Source organism: Thermocrinis ruber (assembly GCF_000512735.1).
Lineage (GTDB): Bacteria > Aquificota > Aquificia > Aquificales > Aquificaceae > Thermocrinis > Thermocrinis ruber.
In genome coordinates, this window is the sequence record NZ_CP007028.1 from 929,643 (window position 1) to 953,148 (window position 23,506).

The 23,506-nt window shown below is 43.7% G+C and carries 26 protein-coding genes; 16 read left to right on the forward strand and 10 right to left on the reverse strand.

From position 1 onward, the window contains the following. Window positions 1–42: 42 nt before the first annotated feature. The 3 genes from THERU_RS05020 (at window position 43) to THERU_RS08605 (ending at window position 3,417) form a co-directional block, all read left to right on the forward strand. Window positions 43–1,470, forward strand: a complete 1,428-nt coding sequence (locus THERU_RS05020; RefSeq protein WP_025306187.1) for a hypothetical protein — start codon at window positions 43–45, stop codon at window positions 1,468–1,470. Window positions 1,471–1,605: 135 nt separating this feature from the next. Continuing rightward, the gene (locus THERU_RS05025; protein ID WP_025306188.1) at window positions 1,606–3,174 is read left to right on the forward strand and encodes an IS200/IS605 family accessory protein TnpB-related protein; all 1,569 of its coding nucleotides are present in this window, start codon (window positions 1,606–1,608) and stop codon (window positions 3,172–3,174) included. A 27-nt stretch (window positions 3,175–3,201) separates the two neighbouring features. Next, window positions 3,202–3,417: a hypothetical protein gene (locus tag THERU_RS08605; RefSeq protein ID WP_169727082.1), complete on the forward strand. Its 216-nt coding sequence runs from the start codon at window positions 3,202–3,204 to the stop codon at window positions 3,415–3,417. Here the strand turns inward: THERU_RS08605 and THERU_RS08825 are convergent. The 3 genes from THERU_RS08825 to THERU_RS08830 are packed head-to-tail and all read right to left on the reverse strand — an operon-like array spanning window position 3,320 to window position 4,521. Beyond that, window positions 3,320–3,520 carry a zinc ribbon domain-containing protein gene (locus tag THERU_RS08825; RefSeq protein WP_483855294.1) on the reverse strand — a complete coding sequence of 67 codons (201 nt, stop codon included), beginning with the start codon at window positions 3,518–3,520 and terminating at the stop codon, window positions 3,320–3,322. The two genes, THERU_RS08605 and THERU_RS08825, sit on opposite strands and share 98 nt — an antisense overlap. After that, window positions 3,463–4,422, reverse strand: a complete 960-nt coding sequence (locus THERU_RS05030; RefSeq protein WP_281168715.1) for an RNA-guided endonuclease TnpB family protein — start codon at window positions 4,420–4,422, stop codon at window positions 3,463–3,465. The genes THERU_RS08825 and THERU_RS05030 overlap by 58 nt, the downstream gene beginning before the upstream one ends. Before the next feature lie 6 nt (window positions 4,423–4,428). Next, complete coding sequence (locus THERU_RS08830; protein WP_483855295.1) at window positions 4,429–4,521, reverse strand: helix-turn-helix domain-containing protein; 93 nt, start codon at window positions 4,519–4,521, stop codon at window positions 4,429–4,431. Between the two features lie 98 nt (window positions 4,522–4,619). Between THERU_RS08830 and THERU_RS05035 the strand changes: the two genes are divergently transcribed. The 7 genes from THERU_RS05035 (at window position 4,620) to hslV (ending at window position 9,660) form a co-directional block, all read left to right on the forward strand. Further along, the gene (locus THERU_RS05035; protein ID WP_025306189.1) at window positions 4,620–5,408 is read left to right on the forward strand and encodes an RNA-guided endonuclease TnpB family protein; all 789 of its coding nucleotides are present in this window, start codon (window positions 4,620–4,622) and stop codon (window positions 5,406–5,408) included. Window positions 5,409–5,501: 93 nt separating this feature from the next. Continuing rightward, the gene (gene trxB, locus THERU_RS05040; protein ID WP_025306190.1) at window positions 5,502–6,473 is read left to right on the forward strand and encodes a thioredoxin-disulfide reductase; all 972 of its coding nucleotides are present in this window, start codon (window positions 5,502–5,504) and stop codon (window positions 6,471–6,473) included. Continuing rightward, on the forward strand, window positions 6,474–7,748 hold the full coding sequence (mutL, locus tag THERU_RS05045; protein WP_025306191.1) for a DNA mismatch repair endonuclease MutL: 1,275 nt from the start codon (window positions 6,474–6,476) through the stop codon (window positions 7,746–7,748). It begins immediately after the preceding gene. Next, window positions 7,748–8,503: an imidazole glycerol phosphate synthase subunit HisF gene (hisF, locus tag THERU_RS05050; RefSeq protein WP_025306192.1), complete on the forward strand. Its 756-nt coding sequence runs from the start codon at window positions 7,748–7,750 to the stop codon at window positions 8,501–8,503. The genes mutL and hisF overlap by 1 nt, the downstream gene beginning before the upstream one ends. Window position 8,504: 1 nt before the next feature. After that, complete coding sequence (locus THERU_RS05055) at window positions 8,505–8,918, forward strand: NUDIX domain-containing protein (protein ID WP_025306193.1); 414 nt, start codon at window positions 8,505–8,507, stop codon at window positions 8,916–8,918. Continuing rightward, window positions 8,909–9,142: a hypothetical protein gene (locus THERU_RS05060; protein WP_025306194.1), complete on the forward strand. Its 234-nt coding sequence runs from the start codon at window positions 8,909–8,911 to the stop codon at window positions 9,140–9,142. The genes THERU_RS05055 and THERU_RS05060 overlap by 10 nt, the downstream gene beginning before the upstream one ends. Further along, window positions 9,139–9,660, forward strand: coding sequence for an ATP-dependent protease subunit HslV (gene hslV, locus THERU_RS05065; protein WP_025306195.1), 522 nt, complete (start codon window positions 9,139–9,141; stop codon window positions 9,658–9,660). The genes THERU_RS05060 and hslV overlap by 4 nt, the downstream gene beginning before the upstream one ends. A gap of 447 nt (window positions 9,661–10,107) precedes the next feature. Here hslV and THERU_RS05075 read toward each other — a convergent pair whose 3' ends face one another. Further along, on the reverse strand, window positions 10,108–11,121 hold the full coding sequence (locus THERU_RS05075) for a hypothetical protein (RefSeq protein ID WP_156916203.1): 1,014 nt from the start codon (window positions 11,119–11,121) through the stop codon (window positions 10,108–10,110). A 169-nt stretch (window positions 11,122–11,290) separates the two neighbouring features. On the opposite strand from THERU_RS05075, the gene THERU_RS05080 reads away from it, so the two are divergent. Then, the gene (locus THERU_RS05080; RefSeq protein WP_025306198.1) at window positions 11,291–13,393 is read left to right on the forward strand and encodes a RelA/SpoT family protein; all 2,103 of its coding nucleotides are present in this window, start codon (window positions 11,291–11,293) and stop codon (window positions 13,391–13,393) included. On the opposite strand, the gene THERU_RS05085 is transcribed toward THERU_RS05080, so the two are convergent. From THERU_RS05085 to murC, 6 genes are all read right to left on the reverse strand, one after another. After that, the gene (locus THERU_RS05085) at window positions 13,383–13,757 is read right to left on the reverse strand and encodes a thioredoxin family protein (protein ID WP_025306199.1); all 375 of its coding nucleotides are present in this window, start codon (window positions 13,755–13,757) and stop codon (window positions 13,383–13,385) included. The genes THERU_RS05080 and THERU_RS05085 overlap by 11 nt on opposite strands. A 2-nt stretch (window positions 13,758–13,759) precedes the next feature. Then, window positions 13,760–14,503 carry a pseudouridine synthase gene (locus tag THERU_RS05090; protein WP_025306200.1) on the reverse strand — a complete coding sequence of 248 codons (744 nt, stop codon included), beginning with the start codon at window positions 14,501–14,503 and terminating at the stop codon, window positions 13,760–13,762. After that, a complete protein-coding gene (locus tag THERU_RS05095) occupies window positions 14,479–15,072 on the reverse strand; it encodes a sulfite oxidase-like oxidoreductase (RefSeq protein WP_025306201.1) in 594 nt (197 codons plus the stop codon). Before THERU_RS05095 ends, THERU_RS05090 begins: the two co-directional genes overlap by 25 nt. A gap of 126 nt (window positions 15,073–15,198) precedes the next feature. Then, window positions 15,199–16,182: an NAD(P)H-dependent glycerol-3-phosphate dehydrogenase gene (locus tag THERU_RS05100; RefSeq protein WP_025306202.1), complete on the reverse strand. Its 984-nt coding sequence runs from the start codon at window positions 16,180–16,182 to the stop codon at window positions 15,199–15,201. Continuing rightward, window positions 16,175–17,806, reverse strand: a complete 1,632-nt coding sequence (gene recJ, locus THERU_RS05105) for a single-stranded-DNA-specific exonuclease RecJ (protein WP_025306203.1) — start codon at window positions 17,804–17,806, stop codon at window positions 16,175–16,177. Before recJ ends, THERU_RS05100 begins: the two co-directional genes overlap by 8 nt. After that, window positions 17,787–19,145, reverse strand: coding sequence for a UDP-N-acetylmuramate--L-alanine ligase (gene murC / locus THERU_RS05110; RefSeq protein WP_025306204.1), 1,359 nt, complete (start codon window positions 19,143–19,145; stop codon window positions 17,787–17,789). The genes recJ and murC overlap by 20 nt, the downstream gene beginning before the upstream one ends. Before the next feature lie 119 nt (window positions 19,146–19,264). Between murC and THERU_RS05115 the strand changes: the two genes are divergently transcribed. The 5 genes from THERU_RS05115 (at window position 19,265) to THERU_RS08340 (ending at window position 23,500) form a co-directional block, all read left to right on the forward strand. Further along, window positions 19,265–19,918 (forward strand): DUF202 domain-containing protein, encoded by a 654-nt coding sequence (locus THERU_RS05115; protein WP_025306205.1) that lies wholly within the window; start codon window positions 19,265–19,267, stop codon window positions 19,916–19,918. A 213-nt stretch (window positions 19,919–20,131) separates the two neighbouring features. Further along, window positions 20,132–20,848, forward strand: a complete 717-nt coding sequence (locus tag THERU_RS05120) for a hypothetical protein (protein ID WP_025306206.1) — start codon at window positions 20,132–20,134, stop codon at window positions 20,846–20,848. Between the two features lie 48 nt (window positions 20,849–20,896). Beyond that, complete coding sequence (locus tag THERU_RS05125) at window positions 20,897–21,298, forward strand: hypothetical protein (RefSeq protein ID WP_025306207.1); 402 nt, start codon at window positions 20,897–20,899, stop codon at window positions 21,296–21,298. Beyond that, window positions 21,295–21,639, forward strand: coding sequence for a hypothetical protein (locus THERU_RS08335; protein ID WP_051402155.1), 345 nt, complete (start codon window positions 21,295–21,297; stop codon window positions 21,637–21,639). The genes THERU_RS05125 and THERU_RS08335 overlap by 4 nt, the downstream gene beginning before the upstream one ends. Further along, window positions 21,632–23,500 carry an AAA domain-containing protein gene (locus THERU_RS08340; protein WP_051402156.1) on the forward strand — a complete coding sequence of 623 codons (1,869 nt, stop codon included), beginning with the start codon at window positions 21,632–21,634 and terminating at the stop codon, window positions 23,498–23,500. Before THERU_RS08335 ends, THERU_RS08340 begins: the two co-directional genes overlap by 8 nt. Window positions 23,501–23,506: the final 6 nt, after the last annotated feature.

The window sequence follows — 23,506 nt, forward strand, 5'->3', positions numbered from 1 at the left end:
CATGGGGGACCTTTTTAAAACCAAAAACAAAGGAGGTCGGAGATGAAGAAGTCCCTATTAGCCGTGCTTAGCTTAGCCTTAGCCCTTTCAAGTTCTGGACAAGAAAACATTCAAAAGCAAACATCGTTTAGGGAACTGCTGTTTTCTGGTAAAAAACAGTTTTTATTCTTAAGCCCTTCAGAGACAGAGACGATAATTATCGGTGGGATTTTTGGTGTTGATGCGGAAAAAGCCATTGAATACTGTTCTGCTTTTGGTGGAAAGGCATACCTTGTGAAATACAAGCAAGTAGAAGGTTTTGGAGGCGGATATGTAATAGAGGAAAAAAAGCCTGCAGAAGCTGGGACTGGACTTGGGGGTCTTCTAAAGGGAGCATTCACAGCAGCAATTTTGGGAGATGTTGCCAGTAGCAATGCACCCGCTACCCTTTGTGAAAAGGATGGGAAAGAAGTTTTCTTTATTCAGAGAGGCAGGTTTATAGGCTACCGATATCCATCCCAAAATCAATGGTTGGAGTCTTGTTTTATTCAGGTTGCAAGGCATAAGCCTGAGCCGAGAATAACTTCTTTTGAATTGGAATGGGCGGATAAGATTAAGGCAAGCACCAACCTTATAGAGTTTTTACAATCAAATCGTGTAAAACTCCAAACTCTGCCTGATGGTTCTTACAAGATAAAGGACACTGTGAACAACAACTGCCATCCTCTAAACTCTGATGTTTTAAGAATGCTTGCAAGCTATTGCTATCAAAAGGGAGGAACTTTTAGAACTGCAGATGGGCAGGACTTTAAGGACTTTATGGCAAAGGTGCTAACCACAGACCCGCCACCTAATGTATTCGTGGTAGACTACTGGCTTAGGGAGATAACCAAAACCACATATTATTGCGATGGTCCTGAGAAGTTTATGGTTCGCACCACCGCAGAAAGAAGTGCATCCGATATTCAATCATTCATAATTCCCTATGTTCATTATGTTAAGCTGGGTTTAAACGAGGGGCTAATGGCTCAGGCACAAACAAGAGTAAGCCAACCCACACCAGCCCAAAATGATGCACTTATCTCTATGATAAAGATGACTGCAAGTTCTAAAATGCCCTCTATGCAGGTAATGGGACAGATGCAGTATGAGACCATCTATATGTATCCAGATGGTGGTTGTGATCTCGTAGCCCTAATCACAAGAGGTCCAGGATACACTACGGTAGATAACTTCAAAGTTTGCCAAAACGATGTTCAGTCTATAGGTCGTTCAAATGATTACAAGGTCATAACTGTGGATAGGATAGACCCAAGAACCGCCATGCAGCTATATACCAACTGCAGATCCTACGGAAGAATGACAAGCCTTTACAGTGGATACAGAATTGATTGTAGAATTCCCAATCCACAACTTCCTTGCAATGGTGAGATTATCATAACAAGAGATAACAAGCTTGTAGACTTTAAGGTAGAAAATATATGCAGGTAAAACTCGTAAGGAAGTTTGAGGGTCTGAGGTTCCCCCGCCCCTCACACCTTAGACCCTCGGCAGGGGCACCTGAGGCTGTTCTAAAAATCCAAACCCATTGACACACAAGAGTTTTAAGGCTAAAATCTAACTCTGATGTTTGTTAGCTTACAATTCAAGCTTGAACTGAAAAGAGAAGACAAAGAAAAGCTCATAAAGCTAATGCGTAAGCAATCTTCAGCCATTAGAGTGGCATACAACATGCTAAAAGAGTTGGAAAAAGAGAAAACAAAAAACCCACACGCCCAAATATACCACAGACTAAGACAGCTATTTCCTGAGTTGCCAACAAAATATATTGATTCAGCCATATACAAAGCTAAACAATATCCCACAGACAAACCAGTAGTCTTTGGAAGCAAAAGACTTTTTGAAAAACTTTGCAAAAATCACCTTACAGGGAAATTGAGAGAAAGACTTAAAAAGCGGTGGAGAGAACTAAGACAAGGAACACTTATAAGCATTGGGTCAAAATCAAAAGAAGATAAAGGGAACAGGCTACTGAGATTTGAGGACAAAGAAGGACAGCTGCACCTCAGGATTACCATAGGAAACAGGGAGTTCATCTATGCCAAAGTGTTAAGGGAACCAAGCAATAGCAAAGACAAGTGGCTCACCTTTATGGCTATGCTTTTAGAAAGTTGGCAAACAAAAAACTACTTTGCCTATACAGTGGAGTTAAAGCTAAGAGATGGAGAGATTTATGGGAGTGTATCCTTTGAAATCCCAATGCCTAAAGTGAAACACACAAAAGAGAACGGAGTAATAGCCATAGACATAAACGCATCACCCATACACTTAGCCATAGCGGAAGTGTCAAAAACTGGAGAACTACTAAGCTATCAAACAATCAGCTTACACCACCTTTTAGGACTTTCTCAAAACAGCAAAGACCATCAGGAGTGGATATTAGCCCATCGGATAGTAGATTTAGCCATTCAGAAAGGTAAAGCAATAGCAATAGAAAACCTAAAGAAACTCAAAAAAGGAATGCGTGGAGATGGGAAAGCTGAGTTAAGAAAAAGACTTCATCAGTGGAACGCCAAAAAGTTTTTGCAAAAGCTAAAAAGGGTAGCAATGTTAAAGGGAGTAGAAGTAATAGAAGTCCATCCAGCCTATACATCAATCATAGGCATGCTAAAGTATGCACCACAGTTGCACATAGACAAAGACGTAGCGGGTGCTTATGTGATAGGAAGAAGGGCACTGGGCTTTAAAGAGGACATGCCTGAGAATTACGAAAGGCTGCTAAAAGACAAAGCATATTTAGAGTTTGCCCTAAAGAGGTATGAAAAAAGGGAAGAGGAACTTAGAGAACTTACAGAGAAGGAAAGCAACGAATACAAGAAAAACGCACTAAAAAGCGAACTAAGGAGTGTAGAGAATGCAAGAAAGCTATTAATCAATCTCATACAAAGCCTTCAGAGTGAGCCAAGTTCCTGTGAGGGAGCCAATGGAAGGAATCCCGAGCAGGGAAGGGTAGCAAAAACTACCCTTCAAAGTGCTTGGGTAGTTCTGAAGGTAGCCCTCCTCTTCCCTATCCTTGGAAAGGTCTTACCAAGGGACCTTTCTCCTCTGAAGCCCGTGTTGGTGGAAGGGGTGTGGGATAGGGTGAGGCGTTCTAACGGGTTAGTTCCCTTAGAGGCTGGGGGGACGTCCCGATGAGGGATTTTTAGAACAGCCTCTAAGCACTTGGCTAAGAAGATTTTTAAGCACTTGCTTGGCAAAAACAGAAGACCAAGGTTTGAAGGCATTGCCCTTCACTTAGATGGGAAGGTGGCTGAACTTGAACCAAGGAAAGAAGGCAAAGCTAAAGCTTTTGATTATTGGCTAAAGCTTTCAACCGTGAGCTGCCCCACATTGAGGCTTCCTGCTTCAACGAGGGAAATTCCCTCTCCACAGGCTTAACTTCGGGCCGCTCCAGCCCTACGAAGTAAAGGTTTATAGATGCATTTACATCCCTGTCGTGGACTGCCCCACATACAGGACAAGTCCAAATTCTTTCATGCAAAGCCAGTCCTCTTTTTTATAGCCACAGCAATGGCATAGCTTGGAAGATGGAAAGAACTTATCTACTTGAATAAAAGTTCTTCCATACCACTCTGCCTTATACCTGAGATAGGTCAAAAACTTTGACCAGCTCCTGTCTGAGATGGACTTGGCAAGGTTTGACTGCATTAGTCCTTTCACATTTATGTCCTCCACCACCACGACTTGGTTTTCGTCTATGATGGCTTTGGACAGTTTATGCAAAAAGTAATTCCTTGCGTTGGATATGTAAGCGTGTAATTTAGCAAGTCTTTGCCTTACCTTTTCATAGTTCTTTGACCCTTTCTGCTTCCTTGATAAATCTTTTTGAAGTTTCTTTAGTCTTTTCTCCGCCCGCCTCAGGTGTTTGGGATGTTCTATCTTATAAGTCCCAAAATCATTGGTAATAGTGGCAAAGTGTTCCAGACCTAAATCTATTCCACAAGCTTTGCTTTTAGGTTCTATAACCTTGTTTCTTGGTTCTTCTGTCTCCACCAAGATGGAAACATAATACTTACCGTCTTTTGTCTTTCTCACGGTGGCAGATTTTATCTGACCCTCAAAGGTTCTGTGTAGTTCAATCTTTATCCCATCCTTTATCTTTGGCAAATACAACAACCCTTTTTCAAAATCCACTTTTATGGAACCATTCACATTGTTTGTAGTGTAAGACTGCTTATCCTTTTTTCTTTTGAACTTAGGCAATCTAAAGTGCTTTTGTTTTTTGAAGTAGTCTCTGAAGGCTTTTTCAAGTTGCAACTGCACATTAGCGAGGGCAAGGCTATCTACTTCTCTAAGAAAGGGAAACTCTTCTTTATACTTGGCGGGCGTAATTCTTGGTATAGGTTCTCCCTTTTCGTAGGCAGACAGCTTTTCTGCCAACATCTTGTTTCAAACAAACCTACAACACCCAAAGGTCTTGGTGAAGTATTCCTGCTGTTCTTTTGTGGGATAAATGCGGTATTTATAGGCTTTTTTGATTATTTTTTGCTATTGCATATTTAGTTGTTATTCTATCCCGAAGCCAAATACCTGTCAATCTTTCTGCAATTTCTCTCCACCTTATAGAAGATGGAGACTTATTGCGGATTTGGGTTAGAGTGGTGAAAGAACTCAAAAAGAGAAACTATGTTCCTGCCACAGACACTATAGCTATAGATTTAGGGCTAAATCCATTGATAGCTACAAACAACGGTGATTTACTGGGCAGGCAGTTTTTTGACTTTCTAAAGAAGATGGACGAAAAGATTACTAAACGCATGGCACAGGTTCAAAGAAACGGAGGACTGCCAAGCAGAGATAACAGGTATAGGGAGTATGTGAGAAGGTTAAGGGAGTTTCTCAAAAACGAAATAAACAGAGTGTTAAACAGGCTTATAAACCTTTACAAGCCAATGAAACTCGTTGTAGAAAGACTTGACTTTAGAAGTCCTGAACTATCCAAGAGGATGAACAGGCTTATTCAAAACTTTGGCAAGCGTTATGTGAAGGAGAAGTTGGAACGGCTGCATCAGCTTTATGGCATAGAGATAGTAGAAGTCAATCCTGCCTATTCAAGTCAGGAGTGTAGTAGCTGTGGGTATGTGGATAGAGAAAACAGGAAAAGCACGCAAGAGTTTGAGTGTAAGTGCTGTGGTAATAAAATGAACGCACAAGTAAATAGTGCTAAAAATCTCCTTGAGAGAAGTTCTCTCAGGGAGTTTCATCCACACCTGCCGAAAAAGCAAGTCCTTAAGGTGCTGATACAAAGGCACCTTGAGAGATTAAAGGGGTGCAAGAGTGCTCCCCTGGATATTCTCAAAGGTAATCCCTATTACAGGGAGTTCCTTGAGAATATCCTAAACCCTCGGCAGGGCCTAACATTAAGTTAGGTGTGCATAGACAGTAAAATATCTGTCTATGCAAAGGGGAACTCTATTCCGCCCTGCAGGAGTGATTATATTTAATAGCATTGGAGGACTGAAATGGAACTGACTTTAAACTTTGGCAGTGATGAAATATACGATGTGATCATCATCGGAGCCGGTCCTGCCGGCTCTTCCGCTGCCATATACACCGCAAGGGCAGGACTATCCACCTTGGTGCTCTACAGGGCAGAGGCGGACGGTGCCTTGGGAGTAACCCAGCAGATAGAAAACTACCCTGGCATAAGGGGTCCCATCTCTGGCTATGAGCTTTTAAAACTTATGCGGGAACATGCAAAAGCCTTTGGTGCCAAATTTGTAAGGGGTAAAGTTATTGCCACAGACCTGTTGGGAGATATAAAGAAGGTCTATACCATAGACGGAAGGGAGTTCAAGGGCAGGGCGGTTATAGTAGCCTCCGGTGCCATGGAAAGAACCAACAAATACAAGGGAGAGGAGGAATTCTTAGGAAGGGGAGTGTCTTACTGTGGCGTTTGCGATGCGGCATTCTTTAAAGGAAAGCCCGTGGCGGTGGTAGGGGAGGACGATTACGCCTTAGAGGAGACGGAGTTTATAAGCAGGTTTGCCAGCAAGATATACTTGGTGGTTCCATCCTCTCGCATAAAGGCACCACCAGAGATGATAGAGGAGATAAAGTCCCATCCCAACGTGGAAATCCTCACCCACCACAGGGTTATACAGATTTTGGGTTCCTCCTTTGTGGAGGGCTTGGAGGTCCAAAACATAGAAACCAAAGAGAAAAAGATCCTACCTGTGGATGGTGTGTTTATATTCCTAGGAGGGAACAAGCCTTCGGTGGATTTCCTTATGAACCAAGTGGAGATGACAGACGGAAACTGTATAGTGGTAAATGAGGAGATGATGACCTCTGTGCCTGGTGTTTTTGCAGCGGGGGATGTGCTCTGCAACAACATAAAGCAGGCGGTTATTGCGGCGGCGGATGGTGTAAAAGCAGCGTTGGCGGTGGACAAATACCTCAACAAGAAGGCAAAGATCACCTCCCAATGGTAAATGTTTGTCAAAGAACTTCCGGAGGAGGTAAGGTTCAAAATATCCGCAGGTGAAGTTATAGAGAGCCCTGCGGACTGTGTAAAGGAGCTAATAGAAAACTCCCTTGACGCAAAGGCAAAAAGGATAGAGATAGAAGTAATCAAGGGTGGAAAGCACTACATTTCCGTCAAAGATGACGGCGTGGGCATACACCCGGAGGACCTCCCTAAAGTAATCCTGCCCTTTCACACCAGCAAGATAGAGAGGTTTGAGGACCTGCTTTCGTTGAACACCTACGGCTTTAGGGGAGAAGCCCTCCACGCCATAGCCCAAGTTAGCAGGATGGTCATAAGCTCCCGTTTTTACCAAGAGGACAGGGGCTACGAAATGAGGTTGGAAGAGGGAAAGGTGGTGCATATAAGGGAAAAGGGTATGGCGGTAGGCACAAGGGTGGAGGTCTTTGACCTTTTTTACAACCTGCCAGTAAGAAGGAACCTTCTGAAGAAGGAAGATACAGAGAGGGCAAAGATTCTGAGGCTTGTAAGAGACTACGCAATGGCAAGACCGGAGGTATCCTTCAAGCTCATAGCGGAAGGAAGGGAACTTTTGAACCTACCTTCCACCCAGAGCGCAAGGGATCGGTTGGAAGAGATATACAAAACCAAGTTTGAAGAGAGGGAGATTGAAAGGGATGGCTTACACCTGAGGGTCTTTGTTTCCCTCTCCCAAAAGAAAGGAGAGGTAAAGCTTTTCGTAAATTCAAGACCTGTCCAAAACAAAAGCTTAACGGAGTACATAAAAAGAACTGTAGGAAGGCGCATAGCGGTTTGCCTTTTGGAAGTTCCACCCTTTGTGGTGGATGCCAACATCCATCCCAAAAAGCTTGAGGTGAAACTTCAAAAGGAGGGCAACATCAAAGAGCTTTTCAGAGAACTGTTTAAAGGACATAAAACACACATCCCATCCTTGAACCAAGAGGGACATCCATACAAAGCTGAGCCGGAGCTTGTGGGCATCTTGGAGGATACAATACTTATAGTGAATTGGATGGAGAGCCTTTACTTCATAGACCAGCATCTGCTTGCGGAACGCATAAACTACGAAAAGGGACAGACCTCCGATAAAGCATGCAGAGGTGCCATAAAGGCAGGAGACAAGCTATCGCCCGCCCAAGTTAGGGCTATGCTTAAAGAGTGGGTGGAACTACAGAACCCTCACACCTGCCCTCACGGAAGACCCATATACTACCGCCTGCCTCTTAAAGAAATCTACCAACAGATAGGAAGGGTACGCTGATGCTTGCCAAGAGAATAATTCCGTGCTTGGATGTGGACAAAGGAAGGGTAGTAAAAGGTGTAAAGTTCCAGAACCTAAGGGATGCGGGGGACCCGGTGGAGGTGGCAAAGAACTACGAAGAGCAATCCGCCGATGAGCTTGTCTTTTTGGACATAACCGCCTCCGCAGAAGAAAGAAAGATCATGATAGAGGTGGTGCAAAGGGTAGCGGAAACGATCTTTATACCTTTCACGGTGGGTGGTGGTGTATCCTCCTTGGAGGACATAAGGAGGCTTTTGTCTGCCGGTGCGGACAAGGTTTCCATAAACACCGCAGCGGTAAAAAACCCACAGTTGATTTACGAGTCTGCCAAAAGGTTTGGTTCCCAGTGCATAGTGGTAGCCATAGACGCCAAAAGGTCCGAAAGGGGATGGGAGGTTTATATTCACGGTGGGAGGACACCAACGGGGCTTGACGCGGTAGAGTGGGCAAAGAGGGTGGAGGGCTTGGGAGCGGGGGAAATCCTGCTCACTTCAATGGACGCAGATGGCACAAAAAAGGGCTACGATATAGAGTTATGCAGGGCTGTAGCATCGGCGGTGAGCATCCCTGTGATAGCCTCCGGGGGTGCGGGCACAATGGAACACTTTTACGAAGTCTTCACACAAACAAACGTGGACGCAGCCCTCGCAGCGTCCCTCTTTCACTTCAAAGAGGTAAGCATCCCAGAGCTAAAGGCATATCTTAAAAACAAAGGTGTTCATGTGAGGCTTTAAGATGTTTGAGCCAAAAACTCCGTACTTGGCGGTGGATGGTGTGGTCAGACTTTGGGAGGGAGAAAGGTTTAAGGGCATTGTGCTTGTAGAGAGAAGGTATGAACCCTTGGGCTATGCCCTGCCGGGGGGCTTTGTGGAGGTGGGAGAGACGGTGGAAAAGGCAGTACTGCGGGAAGTCAAAGAAGAGACAGGACTTGATGCACAGATTGTTAAACTTTTGGGTGTGTATTCGGAACCCAACAGGGACCCACGCTTTCATGTGGTGTCTGTGGTCTTTGTTTTGGATGCCTACGGAGAGCCAAGGGGTGGCGATGACGCAAAGAAAGCTGTAGTTTTTCCCATAGAGGACCTACCCTTTGATAAAATAGTCTTTGACCACACAAAAATTTTGAAGGATTTCCTGAGATGCCCGTAGAGAGAGAAGTACCAGAGGAAATAAAGAGAAAAGTATTGGAGAAGGTCTCCAACAAAAGCTTGGCAGAGATTGCCTTTAAATACATAAAGCTTGTGGAAAAAGAGGACGGCACCATTTGGGTAAAGGAAGAACTACCAGACACCAACAACCACGCCCTCATGTTCATGGTCCTTGCCTGCGTCAATTACACCCAAAGAATACTAAGAGGAGAGGACATAGAATGACCACCATAATTGCAGTAAAAAGGGATGGTGTGGTAGTTATGGGTGGAGACGGACAGGTCACCCTTGGCCCCTCTGTGCTAAAGCACGGAGCAAAAAAGGTCAGAAAGATCTACAACGGCAGTGTGTTGGTGGGCTTTGCGGGTTCCGCTGCAGATGGTCTTGCCCTAATGGAAAGGCTGGAGGGAAAGCTGGAGGAGTTCAGAGGAAACCTCTTGAGGGCTTCGGTGGAGTTGGCAAAGGAGTGGAGAACAGACAGGGCTTTAAGAAGACTTGACGCCATGCTTTTGTGTGCAAACTTGGAACACCTCTTGGTAATTTCTGGCACGGGGGATGTAATGGAACCAGACGAGCCCATCATGGCAATAGGCTCCGGTGGAGACTACGCAAGGGCTTGCGCCTTGGCTCTTTACAAACACACCAACCTATCTGCAGAGGAGATCGTCAAAGAATCCCTCTCCATCGCAGCAAAGATCTGCATATACACCAACGAAAGCTTTCACTTGGAAAGACTACCGTAAGGTTTGGTATAATATAAGCAAGGTAGTTTGAGGGTCCCACTGGGACCCTTGTTCAACTTGGCAACTGAATATGGATTAGTGTGCCCTCTCGGTGGGCTGTTTCAATTTTGAGAGGGAGAAAGTTTTGACTTTCAGGCTTTTTGGGAGATGTTTTAAGCCCACTGGGTGGGATGGAGACGGTTTTATAAAAGCATTCTGTGGTCTCATTTCCTCATCTTCATTCCAAGCCCACTGTGTGGGATAGCAACTGGCACTCTTATCTTTGCGACTCTGAAGTTCTCCCATCTGTTCCTAATGCACCGTGTGGAGTTGAAAGGTTTCTGAGGGAAGCTTGGGCTTTGTTTTTGATGGATTTCTTAATGCATCGTGTGGAGTCTAACGGTTAAAATATAGCCTCTCCAAAGCTACACCTTTTTTAAGATTTTAAGATGGAATATATTACTAGTATTACAAATTAGCTAACAAATTAGCTAACTTGTTAAGAATTTTTTGATGCACCGCAACCCATATGCCCCTGCGTTTTGGAAGTGGTGTATCTACATACCAGTCCCGAAGTTCTGGGTGATGTTTGAAATTTACAAGCACCTTGCCCGCAGTTCCCAGCTTTTTCTTAATCTTTTTATACTCTACTTGACGCATTGGTTTTATTTTGTCTTTGTCTTGATATACTTCAGTCAAGCAATCAAGCACAACTTTTGAATTTAGAAAGCCTTGTTTATAAAGTTCATATATAGGTCCATATAAATAAAACGCAAGCACACTTTCTCTTCCAGAACTTGGCTTTTCTCTTTTTGTAGCTGAAACTTCAATTGTAGCTAGCTTTTTATTTATCCAGAATCCAGAAATTGGCTTCTCTCTTTCTGTAGCTGGAACTTTAATTGTAGCCAGCTTTTCATTTATCCAGAAGTGGAGCCACTTTTTGAACCTTTTGGAAAAAGCAATCCACCGCTCGTGCGTTTCTCTATCCAAATATATGCGTCTCAACACAGCATCCTCAAGCACCTCTTCTATTTTCTCCGTAGGCACATTTAGTATGTCATCTTCTTTCATTTTAAGCACTTCTTGAACTACCTTTCTTCCTATCTCTTGAAAATGTCTTCCAAATCTCTCAAGATGTTCCTTTTTGATGTAAGTGGCTATACTGTAGATAAATGGTCTCTTGGCTTCGTCTCCCGCAGGGCATCCTGTAGGTAGTTTCTCATTAAATTTCTTAAACACAGCGTATTGAACACTCAATGGAGCACTACTAAGAAAGTCTATCAGGTCTTGGTCTTCTTGAGTTAGATATACCCGTATTCGTGTTTTGTATTGTTCCTTAAGCTGCTTAATTTCCTCACTTGTCAAAGGTTGTAAATCTTCTGATAAAATTTCTCTTAAAAGTCGCTTAGCTACGGTACTTGACGGTGGCTTGATATCATAGAAAAGCGGTATAGACTTCTGCATAGGTGTGTGTTTTTTCAAGGCCTCACCTCTTTTTAATATTTTGTTTGATTAGTCATATTATACCACATTCATTTTTTAGACTGTGTCAGGTTTTTATACAAAACCTTGCTAAAAGTGGTTGGTTCCTAATGTCCCGCTTGGAGTTGAAAATTTAGAAGTTAAAAGAAAAAGGCTTAAATTTTTAACTATGCAGACAGTTTTATCAAAAAAGGTAGAAAAGCTACTCTCTTTAGTGGAGGAGAGAGACCGAGAGGATGTTTTGAGGGCGATAGAGTTTTTGGAAGAAAGACATGCTGGGCAAAAGAGGGCGTCGGGAGAGCCCTATGCGGTGCATCCTATAGAAACTGCCATAATAGTCGCAAGTATGGGACTAAAAAAGGAAGCTATCATCTCCGCATTGCTCCACGATGTTTTGGAGGATACAAACACCACATACGAGGAGTTAAAAGAACGCTTTGGTGAGACGGTGGCAAACATAGTGGAGGGTGTTACCAAGATAAGCAAATACAAAATAAAGGATGTTAGTTCAGAAAAGGCGGAGAACTACAGAAAGCTATTTTTGGCTACTGCCAAGGATATAAGGGTTCTGTTGGTAAAGCTGGCGGATAGGCTTCATAATATGCGCACCCTTGAGCATCTTCCAAAAGAGAAGAGAATAAGAATAGCCAAGGAGACCTTAGAGATATACGTTCCGTTGGCAAACAGGCTGGGAGTTTGGCAAATAAAGACGGAGCTTGAGGACCTTTGCTTTATGCACCTTTACCCAAAGGAGTATGAGAGGGTAAAGGAGTTTGTTAGAGAGAGGCGTGCCAAGCTGGAGGAATACCTCAAAAGGCACTTCATACCCAAGCTAAAGGAAGCCCTAAAAAGGGCTAACATTCAGGCGGAGATCACCTACAGACCCAAGCATCTTTTTGGCATATGGCAAAAAACCATAAGAAAGGGCATAAGCTTGGAGGATGTGCACGATATTCTGGGAGTTAGGGTCATAGTCAATACGGTGGAGGAGTGCTATTTGGTGCTTGGGATAATTCACAACACTTTTACGCCAGTGCCGGGAAAGTTTGATGATTACATATCCCTACCAAAGCCAAACCTCTATCAGTCTTTGCATACTGCGGTAATCGGTCCCAAGGGAAGGGTGGTGGAGGTTCAAATAAGAACTTGGGAGATGCACGAGAGGGCAGAAAAGGGCATTGCGGCGCATTGGGCTTACAAGGAATCCGTTAATATAAAGGACAACAGCATTTACGGTTGGCTAAAGGAACTGGTGGAGAGCCTAAAGGGTAGCAAAAACGCCCAAGAGATCCTTGAAAACATAAAGCTTGAACTGTTCTCGGAGGAGGTCTTTGTCTTTACTCCAAAGGGAGACCTTTTGGTCCTTCCAAAGGGTGCCACACCGGTGGATTTTGCCTATCACATTCACACGGACATAGGCAACCACTGTGCGGGTGCCAAGGTAAACGGTAGGATCGTCCCTCTGGATTACAAGCTTCAAAACGGAGACCAGGTGGAGATCATCACAAACCCTAACAAAAAGCCAAACCCAGAGTGGCTAAAGTTCGTGGTTACCTCCAAGGCAAAGAGCAGGATAAAGGCTTATCTAAAGGAGTTAGAAAGGGAAAGGCAAATTCAGGAGGGTAGAGAGCTTTTAGAGAACTTGGCAAAAAAGCTGAACATAGACAGGCAGGAGCTTTTGGAAAAGATAAAAAAGCAAGAGGGTATTGAAAGGGATGAGGATGTTTATCTTTTGGTGGGAAGCAAAAAGCTAACGAAGGAAAGGATTTATCAGCTTTTTGGTGTAAAAAAACCGGAGGTCAAAGAGAAGGACCAGAGCCCTCAGGTGCGGGTAAGGATGGAGGACATAGAAAACGTCGCCTATCAGCTGGCAAAGTGTTGCAACCCACTGCCGGGAGATGAGGTTCTGGGCGTGGTTGCCAAGGGTAAGGGATTGATCATTCACCTGAAGGGCTGTCCCAACTTGGAGCATTTTCTAAAACACTTTCCCGAAAGGGTTGTCCATGTGAATTGGGAGAATGCCCAGGGTAAATATCCTGCCATTGTGCGCGTATGGGCAAAGGACCGGGTGGGTATTTTAGGTGAAGTTGCCAGCACCTTTGCAAAACACAACGCCAACATACTCCAAGCCATCACCAAAAGCCTAAAGACCGGAGAGGCGGTGATGGAATTTACGTTAGAGCTCAGCAACGCAGAACACTTAAAGAGGGTTCTCCAAGCCCTAAGGGAGTTGGAAGGGGTGGAAAAGGTAAGCAGGGTGGTTAGGGCTTGAACTCCTCCAAAATTCTGTCTGCACTAACAACACCCACAAAGGTCTTTTGAACCTTTCCGTCCTTTACCACCACAGTGGTGGGCGTAGCCATCACACCCAAGCTTTTGGCGATCTTTTGTCCTTCCTCCGAGAAAACATCAATCTTTTTTACCTCCAACGCTTGGCTTAGCTTTTCCACCTGAGGCTCCATAGCCTTGCAGGCACCACATCTTTGGGAGTAAAAGTAAAGAACTCCGTCCTTTATTAGCTCTACCTCTGCACCTTTCATAGCCTTAGCCTTGTTCAAAACATAGAGCTTTAGTCCGAGCCTTAGCAATACTATAAAGGCAACCGCAAAGAAGAGGATTTTTAGAAACTCTTCCATGACTATTTAACCATTTTAACAGCCTTCTTTAGCATATGGACTTCCTCTTTGGAGAGCTCCCTCCACTTACCCGGGCTTAGCTTTCCCAGTTTTATGGGACCTATGGCGGTGCGCTTGAGCCTTAAAACCTTGTGTCCAAAGTGGGCGGTAAACCTCTTAACTATGTGCTTTCTTCCCTCCGTAAAGACAATTTCCAATAGACTGTTTTTTCCTTCATACCTTATCAGCCTAACGCTTACAGGCTTAGCGAACCCATCCTCCAAGACCGCTCCCTTTTTCATCTCCTCCAAAGTTTTTTGGCTAACCTTTCCCTTTACCAAAACCTGATAGGTCTTTGGCAGTTTATACCTGGGATGCATTATACGGTTTGCCAGCTCTCCGTCGTTTGTTAGGATCAAAAGTCCCTCTGCGTTGTAATCAAGCCTCCCGGCGGGATAGACCCTCACGGGCACGTCCTTTAGTAGCTCCTCTATGGTTCTCTTCCCATCTTTGGACTTTCCGAGGGCGGTAAGATAACAGCAGGGCTTGTAGAGGGCAATGTACATGAACCTTGGCGGTTTTACTACTTTTCCGTCTACCTCTACCGTGTCCTTTTCTGGGTCAATTTTCCAGCCGAGTTCCTTTACCACCAGTCCATTGACCTTTACCCTACCTTCAAGGATCAGTTGGTCCGCCTTTCGCCTTGAAGCAACACCGCACATAGAGAGGTATTTGTTCAGCCTTACCAGTACCTTTCCTCCTTCCACGGGTCCCCTCTCATGTGGTAGCACCTCTGTTCCCAAAAGCCCGGGACATCCTCCTTTAATATCTCAAGCCCCCACACATACTTGGCACTCTTCCAAGCGTAGAGCTTGGGAACCACGAGCCTTAGAGGATAGCCATGCCTTTTGGGAATCACTTGCCCCATCATCTTGTAAGCTAAGATGGTGTCCTCTTCATAGAGATATTCCAAGGGTAGGTTGGTGGTGTAGCCCTCCAAACAGTGCACCAAGACAAAGCGCGCACTGTCCTTTGGCTTTGCCCTTTTGAGAATTTCAAGGGTCTGAACGCCTTCCCATAGGATCTCCTTAACACTCCACCGTGTAACGCAGTGAAAGTCCGCCACCAGCTCCACCGAGGGCAAAGAAAGAAGCTCCTCGTAGGTTAACTCCAAAGGCTCCTCCACCTCACCCCAAACCTTGAACCTGTATGAGCCCATATCCCAGTTGGGAATATCATCCACTATGTCGTAGACTATGGGTGCGGAGATCCACCTCTGCCCAGGCGGTAGCCGGTCTTCCCTGAGGTTTATATCGCTAACAATTCTTTTCTTCATGGCAGAATAAATTTTAAAAGATGGAAACTTGCCCCAAATGCGGAAGGCTTTTAGAGGTTATTGAGTGCTGTGGTGGTGGCATTTTCCTGTGCCCCAAGTGTAATGAGTACTTCTACCCGGGAGAACTCATAGACCCTCAAAGTCCCTCTGAGGAGGTCTCAAAAGAAGCTCCCGGGCTACCTTCAGAGGTTCTTCCCCCTCCACCACCACACGATAAACCGCCCAAGAGATAGGTGCGTATAAGCCGAGCTTTTCTGAAAGCTCCTTTACCGCCTTTACCGTTTCTTTGCCCTCCACCACCTGCCCTATTTTTTCCTGTGCCTGTTCAAGGCTTAGCCCTTGTCCCAGCAAAAAGCCAAAGGTTCTGTTTCTTGACTTGGAGGAGGTGGAAGTCAAAACCAAGTCTCCCAAGCCAGAAAGTCCGTAAAAGGTTTGTGCCTTTCCACCCAAGGCGGTGCCCAACCTAACCATCTCCACAAGCCCCCGGGTGATAAGACCAGCCCTTGCGTTGTCTCCAAAGCCAAGCCCGTCAGATATACCGCATGCTATGGCAATCACATTCTTTAACGCTCCCCCAAGCTCCACACCCACTATGTCCTCCGAAAGATAAACCCTAAAGAGCTCCGAGGAAAAGAGCTGCCTCACCTCCCTCAGAAGCGCCACATCCTCCCCCGCCAGCACCACCGCACAGGGAAGTCCCTTTGCAGTTTCCTCCGCAAAGGAGGGACCAGAGAGGGCAAGAACTTTACAATCTGGGAAAAGCTCCTTTAAAACCTCAGAGACCCTCTTGTTGGTGCCCACCTCCAAACCCTTTGACGCAGATATAAAGATTTTTCCCTTTATGCTTTTCCCTTCAAGCACCTTTCTTATGACCTGCACGGGCAAAGCTATAAGTATGTACTGGGAAAAGTCTAAGGCTTCCTCCAAGTGGGTGGTAGCAAAGGGCTTTTTTTCAAATTCTATACCCCAATAAGGGTCCTTCCCTTCCTTGAGGGCTTCCACCACGAAAGGATTTTTGTCAAAAAGCATAACCTCATTGCCCTTCCGAGATAGAACGAGCCCCAGGGCAGTGCCCCACCTTCCCGCTCCCAAGATGGCAACTTTACTCATGGGCAAAGTCCAAAAGGTGTAGTCTCTTTGGTCTCGTAAGGTCTATTTGATAGACCACCTTCCCCTTCAGCCTTTCTAAGCCTAAGAGCTTTCTGTTTAGGTCTTTGTCCCAAGAGATAAAGCTAAAGCCTGAGGGAGTTTTAAGCTCAAGCCTGTTTTCGTCGTAATTCTTTGGTATCAGCTCGCACTCGCACATAAAGGTGGGCGGAGGGAATCCTTCCCCAAAGGGTTCCAAGCTGTGTAGCTTTTTTATAAGCTCGGGAGTGATCCTTTCCAAGGAGAGGGGCGCATCTATCTCAAGGATCGTGGAAGAAGGCTCCACATCCTTTAGGCTCTCCTCCACCAGGTCCATAAACAGCCCCAACTTTTCCTTTTCCATGCTCAAGCCCATGGCGTAAGAGTGTCCTCCCCACTTCAGGTAAAGGTGGGAAAACTGACTTAGCAGTGAATACACATCTATGCCGTTGGCACTTCTTACGGAACCTACTGCCTGATCACCCACCGCAAAGACCGCAGTGGGCTTTTGAAACTCCGCAGAGAGCCTACCCGCCACCAACCCCGCCACACCACCCGCCCAACTATCAAGCACTACCACCAAAAACTTCCTGTCCTTCTGAGAGAGGGCTTGCTTTAGGGCAAGTTCATATGCCCTTTCACTTATGAGCCTTCTCCTTTGGTTTATCTCCTCTATCCTGTTGGCAAGGGACCTTGCCCTGTCTGGATCCTCCGTCAGGAACAGCTTTAGGGCTACGGAGGGTCTTGAGACTCTACCGGGTGCGTTTAGCCTTGGCACTATAGAAAAGGTTATATCCCTTGAGGTTATAGTTCCGTTGAGTCCCACCCTTTCCATGAGGGCTTTTATTCCGTAAGCCTTTATCTGACCCTTCTGCACGTACTCCAAACACTTTATGCCGTAGGAAACTATTATCCGGTTTGTTAAGTTCAGTGGCATAAAGTCTGCCAAGGTGCCTATGGCGGGTAAGTAAATGTCCAACCTTGGGTCGTAATCTATGTTTAACTCTCTGGTAAGAAGGGCTATAAGGTAAAAGACCAAGCCCACAGAAGATAGCTCCTTAAGTTCCTTGGGTAAATCCTGAGAGAGTTTTGGATTCAGCAGTATGGCTGGAGGGAGCTCCTCTCCCACGTTGTGATGGTCTATTACCACTGCATCCCTTTTGAACTCCCTGAGCTCCTCTACTGCGGTGGTGCCGTTGTCTATGGTTATCAAAAGGTCTGCGTAGTGGGAGAGTTTATCAACGAGCCTTTTGTTTAGACCGTAGCCCGACTGCCTGCTGGGAAGTAGCGGGACCACCGTTATGGGAAAGTTCTTCAAAAATCTGTAGAGCAGTGCGGTGCCAGTGATCCCATCCACATCGTAATCCCCAAAGAGCACAATCCTTTCTCTTTTATCTATCGCCTTCTTTATTCTTTCCACCGCCAGGTCTATGTTTGGTATGCGGTGAGGTGGAAGGAGTCTTTTGAGCCGAAGGTCCAAGATGGACTGATCCTGCCCTCTGTTGGCAAGAATTTGAGCAACAACCTCACCCAGTTCAGAGACCACATCTTCCTCGGGCTTTATTATCTCGCTTAAAAGAACCCACTCTTTACCCGACAACCCTTTCATTCAAAAATTCCTCCGCCCACTTGCCAATGCTTCCCGCTCCCATAAAGACCAGCACACAGTCCCTTAAGTTCTCCTCCAGATAGGAAAACACCTCCTCCTTGGTGGGTAAATAAATGGCTCCACTTTTCTGAGCCAAGTCCTCTGCCCTTACACCCCAAAGGTTCTCCTCTCCGGCGGAGTATATGTCCGTTAGGATGCAAAGGTCTGCGGATTTTAAAACCTCCGCAAACTCATCAAAGAGATAGTAGGTCCTTGAATACCTGTGTGGTTGAAAGACAAGGACTATTTCCTTTTGAGGATAAAGCTCCCTCAGGCTATTCAGCACAGCCCTTATTTCCGTAGGATGGTGTCCGTAATCGTCATAGACCAAACAACCCTTTATTTCGCCCTTTAGCTCTAACCTTCTCTCCGCATTTTTAAAGCTCTCCAGTGCCTCAAAAATCACCTTTGGTGGAATATCCATCTCTAAGCATACGCTTATGCAAGCTAAGGCATTATAAACATTGTGCCTGCCCGGAACTCCAAGCATTACCCTGCCCAAAGGTTTATCCTTGTGTAGCACCTCAAAGGTGTAATGTCCGTTTTTCAAAGTCAGCCCAACAGCCCTAACCTGTGCGTGCTCCTCAACACCGTATGTAATTACCCTCCTTGAGATCTTCGGCAAAAGTTCTCTGCTATTTTGGTCATCCAAGTTTATAACGGAAAAGCCATAGAAGGGCACGCTGTTGGCAAACTCCAAAAAGGCATTCTTTATATCCTCCAGGTCCTTGTAAAAGCCCAAATGCTCCCTGTCTATGTTGGTGATCACCGCAACCGTTGGATGCAGTTTTAAAAAAGAACCGTCGCTTTCATCCGCCTCAGAGACAATAAGGTTGTCCTTTCCAAGCTTTGCGTTGCTACCAAACCTTTTTAGAATACCACCTACTATAACCGTTGGGTCGTAGCCCGCCTCGTGCATCACATGTGCTATCATTGACGTGGTTGTGGTCTTTCCGTGAGATCCACAGACCGCTATACCCTCCCTCAGGCGAAAGAGCTCCGCCAACATTTCCCCCCGAGGGATCGCAGGAATGCCCCTCTCCCTTGCCCCTTTCACCTCCGGGTTGTCCATAGAAACCGCCGAAGAATAAACCACCACCTGCGCATCCCCCAAGTTTTCCTCCCTGTGTCCTATAAACACCTTTGCCCCCATACTCCTCAAAAGTTCCGTGTTTTTGTTCTCCCTTAGGTCCGAGCCGGAGACCCTGTAGCCCATCTGCAAGAGCACCTGCGCGATACCGCTCATACCTATCCCACCAATACCCACAAAGTGGAAGTTTTTTATCTTTTCCCTGAACATAGCAAATGTATTTTAAATATAAGTTTTACTTACGGTGTGAGAGTTATGCTTCCCTCCTGTCAAATCCTTCGTTAAAGTTTGAACCAGGCTTTTGCACTGTATTATTATGTTTCTTGACCATGCTTATAGCTAAGCATCTTCCCTCCGCAAAAGATGCTCGCATATACATGTCTGTTGAAAGAACCTATTTAGGTTATATAAGGTTTTCCCTTTACACCCTGTCTTTTGCGGTTTTTCTGAGGAAGCTGGAGGCACTCGCAGATATAACGCAGAAGATACACGTATCCGTATTTTTGGAAACTGTGGCTATAGCTTTGTCCATAGTGGGCACTTTCCTTATAATCGCAGGCATTCTTACTTTTTATTCTGATATAAGATACATAGAAGGAGGTATAGAAGTGTCTCCGAAGGAAACCACTGACCCAAGGATCTATATGGCTGCGGAAAGGACATTCCTTGCATGGATAAGAACTTCTATAGCTTTAATAGTCTTTGGCTTTGTTATAGAAAAGTTTGAATTCTTCTTAGAACAGTTAGAGAAGGTTTTCAACATGTCCCTAAAGGGTGATCACAGGGCTCTTGCCGGTGTGGGAGTTTTCATAATATTTATAGGACTGTTCACGCTCATACTTGGTGCCATAAACTTTTATAGGACCATAAAGCAGGTGGACATGGGTTATTATAGAACAAACACGTGGCTTTATAAAATTTACGGTGCTGTAATATTCTTTGCGTGTTTGGTGCTAACCCTTTATGTTCTTAAGATCATTTAACAAAAAAGGAAGTTCTTCATCTCTGAAGTCCGTTGATATGTTTGCGATGGGACTTTTCAGGCTTTTTTGAATCTTTCATCCAAGCTATAGTTCAATTTACGGACTTCATATTTCATTTTTTGGTGCTTTTTATTCAACCTTCCTTATAATCTTGACAAAATCAAAAAAATATGTTAAAATAAAAGCAACAATAAAATAGCAGAGGATTAAGAGATGCTAACACAGGGGGAGTTCTGGATTCTTGTACTTGTAGGGCTTTTAATAGCTAACTTAGTATTTCGGTTTTATGTAAGGCTGGATCTTGATAAAAAGATGAACGAGCTTTTGCAAGAAGTAAAGGGTGTAAAGGAAAACCTAGCTAATGATAAAAACGTAAGTGAGCTCCTAAGGGAAGTGAAGAGCATAAAGGAAAGTTTGCTTTATGTAAAACAAGATTTTGATAAAAGGATGATTGAACTCTTGCAGGAAGTAAGTGATATTAAAACGGGTAAAAATGCAAGCGAACTTGTGCAGCAAGTAAAAGATGTAAAGGAAAATCTAATTCATATACAACAAAACTTTGGCAATAAACTGATGGATCTTTTACAGGAAGTAAATGATATTAAAGGGCGTTTGATATTAGATCTTGATAAAAAAGTAAGCAAGCTTTCGCAAGAAGTAGAGGGTATACAAGTAAAGGATATAAAGGAAAACTTAATTCATATGCAGCAGAACTTTGACAAGAAACTGGCAGAGCTTTTGCAGGAAGTGAATGATATTAAGGTGCGTTTAATATTGGAACTTGATAAAAAGATGGACAAGCTTTCACAAGAAGTAGAGAACATAAGGGAAGGAATGGAACAATTAGAACAACAAACAAAGGAACGCATGGAACGTATAGCTAAGCTTTTGACGGAGCCTATATTTGATGAAGACCAACTGAAGATATGATCAATGTAGATCATGCGTGTTAAGATAGAATAGCTGGAGGTTTAAAAGATGCCCACTCAGGGGGATTTTTGGATTCTGATGCTCATAGGACTTTTAATAGCCAATTTGGCACTGCTGTTTTATGTAAAGTTGGATTTTGATAAAAAGGTAGGCGGGCTTTCGCAGGAAGTAAAGGGTGTAAAGGAAAGTCTGCTTTATGTAAAACAAGATTTTGATGAAAGGATTGGTGAGCTTTTGCAGGAAGTAGTTGACATTTTTGATGAAAAGATTGTTGAACTTATGCAGGAAATAAATGGCATAAAGGCAAACGATATAAGAGAAATTAGAGAAAAGATAGAAAAACTGAATACAAAAATGGAGCAATTAGAACAACAAACAAGGGAACGTATAGACCATATAGCCAAGCTTTTAACGGAACCTATCCTTGACGAAAGCGAGCTAAAGATATGATCAACATAGACGATGTTCTAAAGTATCTGAAATATCTGAAAGAGTTAAGCAGAAAGATAGGCACAAGGGTTGATTTTTCCTACATTGAGGGTAGAAGGGGAAGAAAGAAGCAGGAGTTGGACTTTTTGTTTATTGAAGAAGATTGGCACATAGAAAAGGAGGTGGAGCTTGCAGACAGAAAAAATCTGAGAATTTTCATTAGCAGTAGAGCAAATCAGCTAAGGTCAGGTAAAGCCCTTTTCTTAGGGGTGGGGCTTTTTAAACATTCTGAAGTTGAGAACGATAAGCCAAACGAAAAGGCAAAGAAGGCTAAAAATTTTTGCTCCTATTTTTGTGATTAATTTAGAAGTAGATGACCTAAGCGACCCAAAATCCGTAAGCTTGGGACAGACCTTTTTAAACTACGACCTATTCGTAAAACTTTCTCCTGATGACGAAGAAGATAACTCTTCATCCGAAAAACATCTGGAGCGTGTAGAGCTTATAAAGGAAATTGAAGAAAAAATGGAGGAAGCTGAGTCAATAACAGAACTGAGAAACATAGCCATTGAATACATTCCCAAAATAAAAGAAGTGTTTAAACCAGAACTTGAAGTGAAAATAATAAAGAACAATGAGTTTGAAGAAGGTCAAAAAGATATAGACTATTTGAGAAGCATAGAGGATACTTTTTATGCGGATTTATGCTATATTTTCCTTTCCAATTTTCCGTCAGAAATCTCCACATACAATTCTTTAAGGCTTATGATAGAGGAAATTGAAGAAAACAGAAGCTTTACAAACAGGGCTTTAGAAAAGCTATTCAGTGCGGTATTCTCTTCCAGATCAGAAAAAATACAAGAAATAGAAAAATTTAGGTTGGGAGATTTGGAATATTACTTACCGATATATCTTTCTAAAAAGCAAAAAGAGGGATTGGAGAATGCCATTCGCTATGAGATTTCTTACATTCAAGGACCACCTGGCACTGGTAAAAGCCATGTTATAACCGCTTTGGCACTTTTGAGTATTCTTAAAGGCTACAAAGTTTTAATAGTTTCCCAAAAAGCTCCCGCCATAAAGGTTTTATACGAAAAGCTAACGGAAAAGCTTGGGAAGGGAGACGATTATTTACCGTTTATCTATTACCATGACGATTACAGAGGGAAGCTTAAAGAATACATTTCCAAGCTAACATCGTATAATGTTCATGAATATGAACTACTTAATCTTCAAACTAAGTTAAAGAACTTAGAAATCAGACTCAATTCAAGCATAGAGGAGTACAAGAGAAGGCTTAAGCAGTACAAGGAAATATTGAGTTTAAACTATGAATTTTCGGATGTTAGGCAGAGCTTAGCAAGGGAATTGGAAATATTCAACAGAAGCTTTTATGAAATAACCAGAAAGATAGGTTTGTATAGTAGAAATTTGAATGAAAGCTTTTTTGATACAAATTATAGAACTTTTGAAGTACTGGAAAACTGCGGAGATACAATGCTTTTGCGAATAAGAAAGAGATTCCTTATAAAGGAAATCAAAAAGATTGATAAAGATGTGGATAGCAATCTGTTAATGAGGAAGCCGTTGTCTGATTACTTAGCTAAGCTTAGAAATGTCCTTGCCAATTACAAAAAATTGGTTAATATTCGTAACAAAATTCAAACTAAAACTGACCCAAATGAGCTGAAGGAAGAGCTTGAGGTTCGCCGTAAGCAAATAATGGAAGATGCACAAGAATATTTAAGACTGCTTAACCAGAAAAGGATATTTGAAAATGCAAGGGAATACCTAACTGACTTAAACACTTTTAAACAGATTTTGCACTATCAAAAGGTTGATAGGATAAAAAAGGCAAAGGATAACGTAAACTGGGCTAATCTGTTAGAGGTTTTTAACATTTGGATTGTAGATATCCCCAGCGTGGACAGAGTACTCCCTATGGAGCCTGAGCTGTTTGATCTGGTAGTGGTTGATGAGTCCTCTCAGGTAAATCTGGCACAGGTTATCCCTGTTTTTTACAGGGCGAAAAGGATTTGTGTTGTTGGAGACCACAAGCAATTGAGCCTTGAATCCACTGGGCTTGGATTTGAGATAAGCAACAAGCTTGATTCATACACTTGGGAAAAATATAAGCCTGCAAACCTGAGTTATGAAGAAGCGAAGGAAAAGAGAATAACCCTTACTAAGGCGTCTATCCTTGACTTTTTGAGGGAAAAATAATTTCGG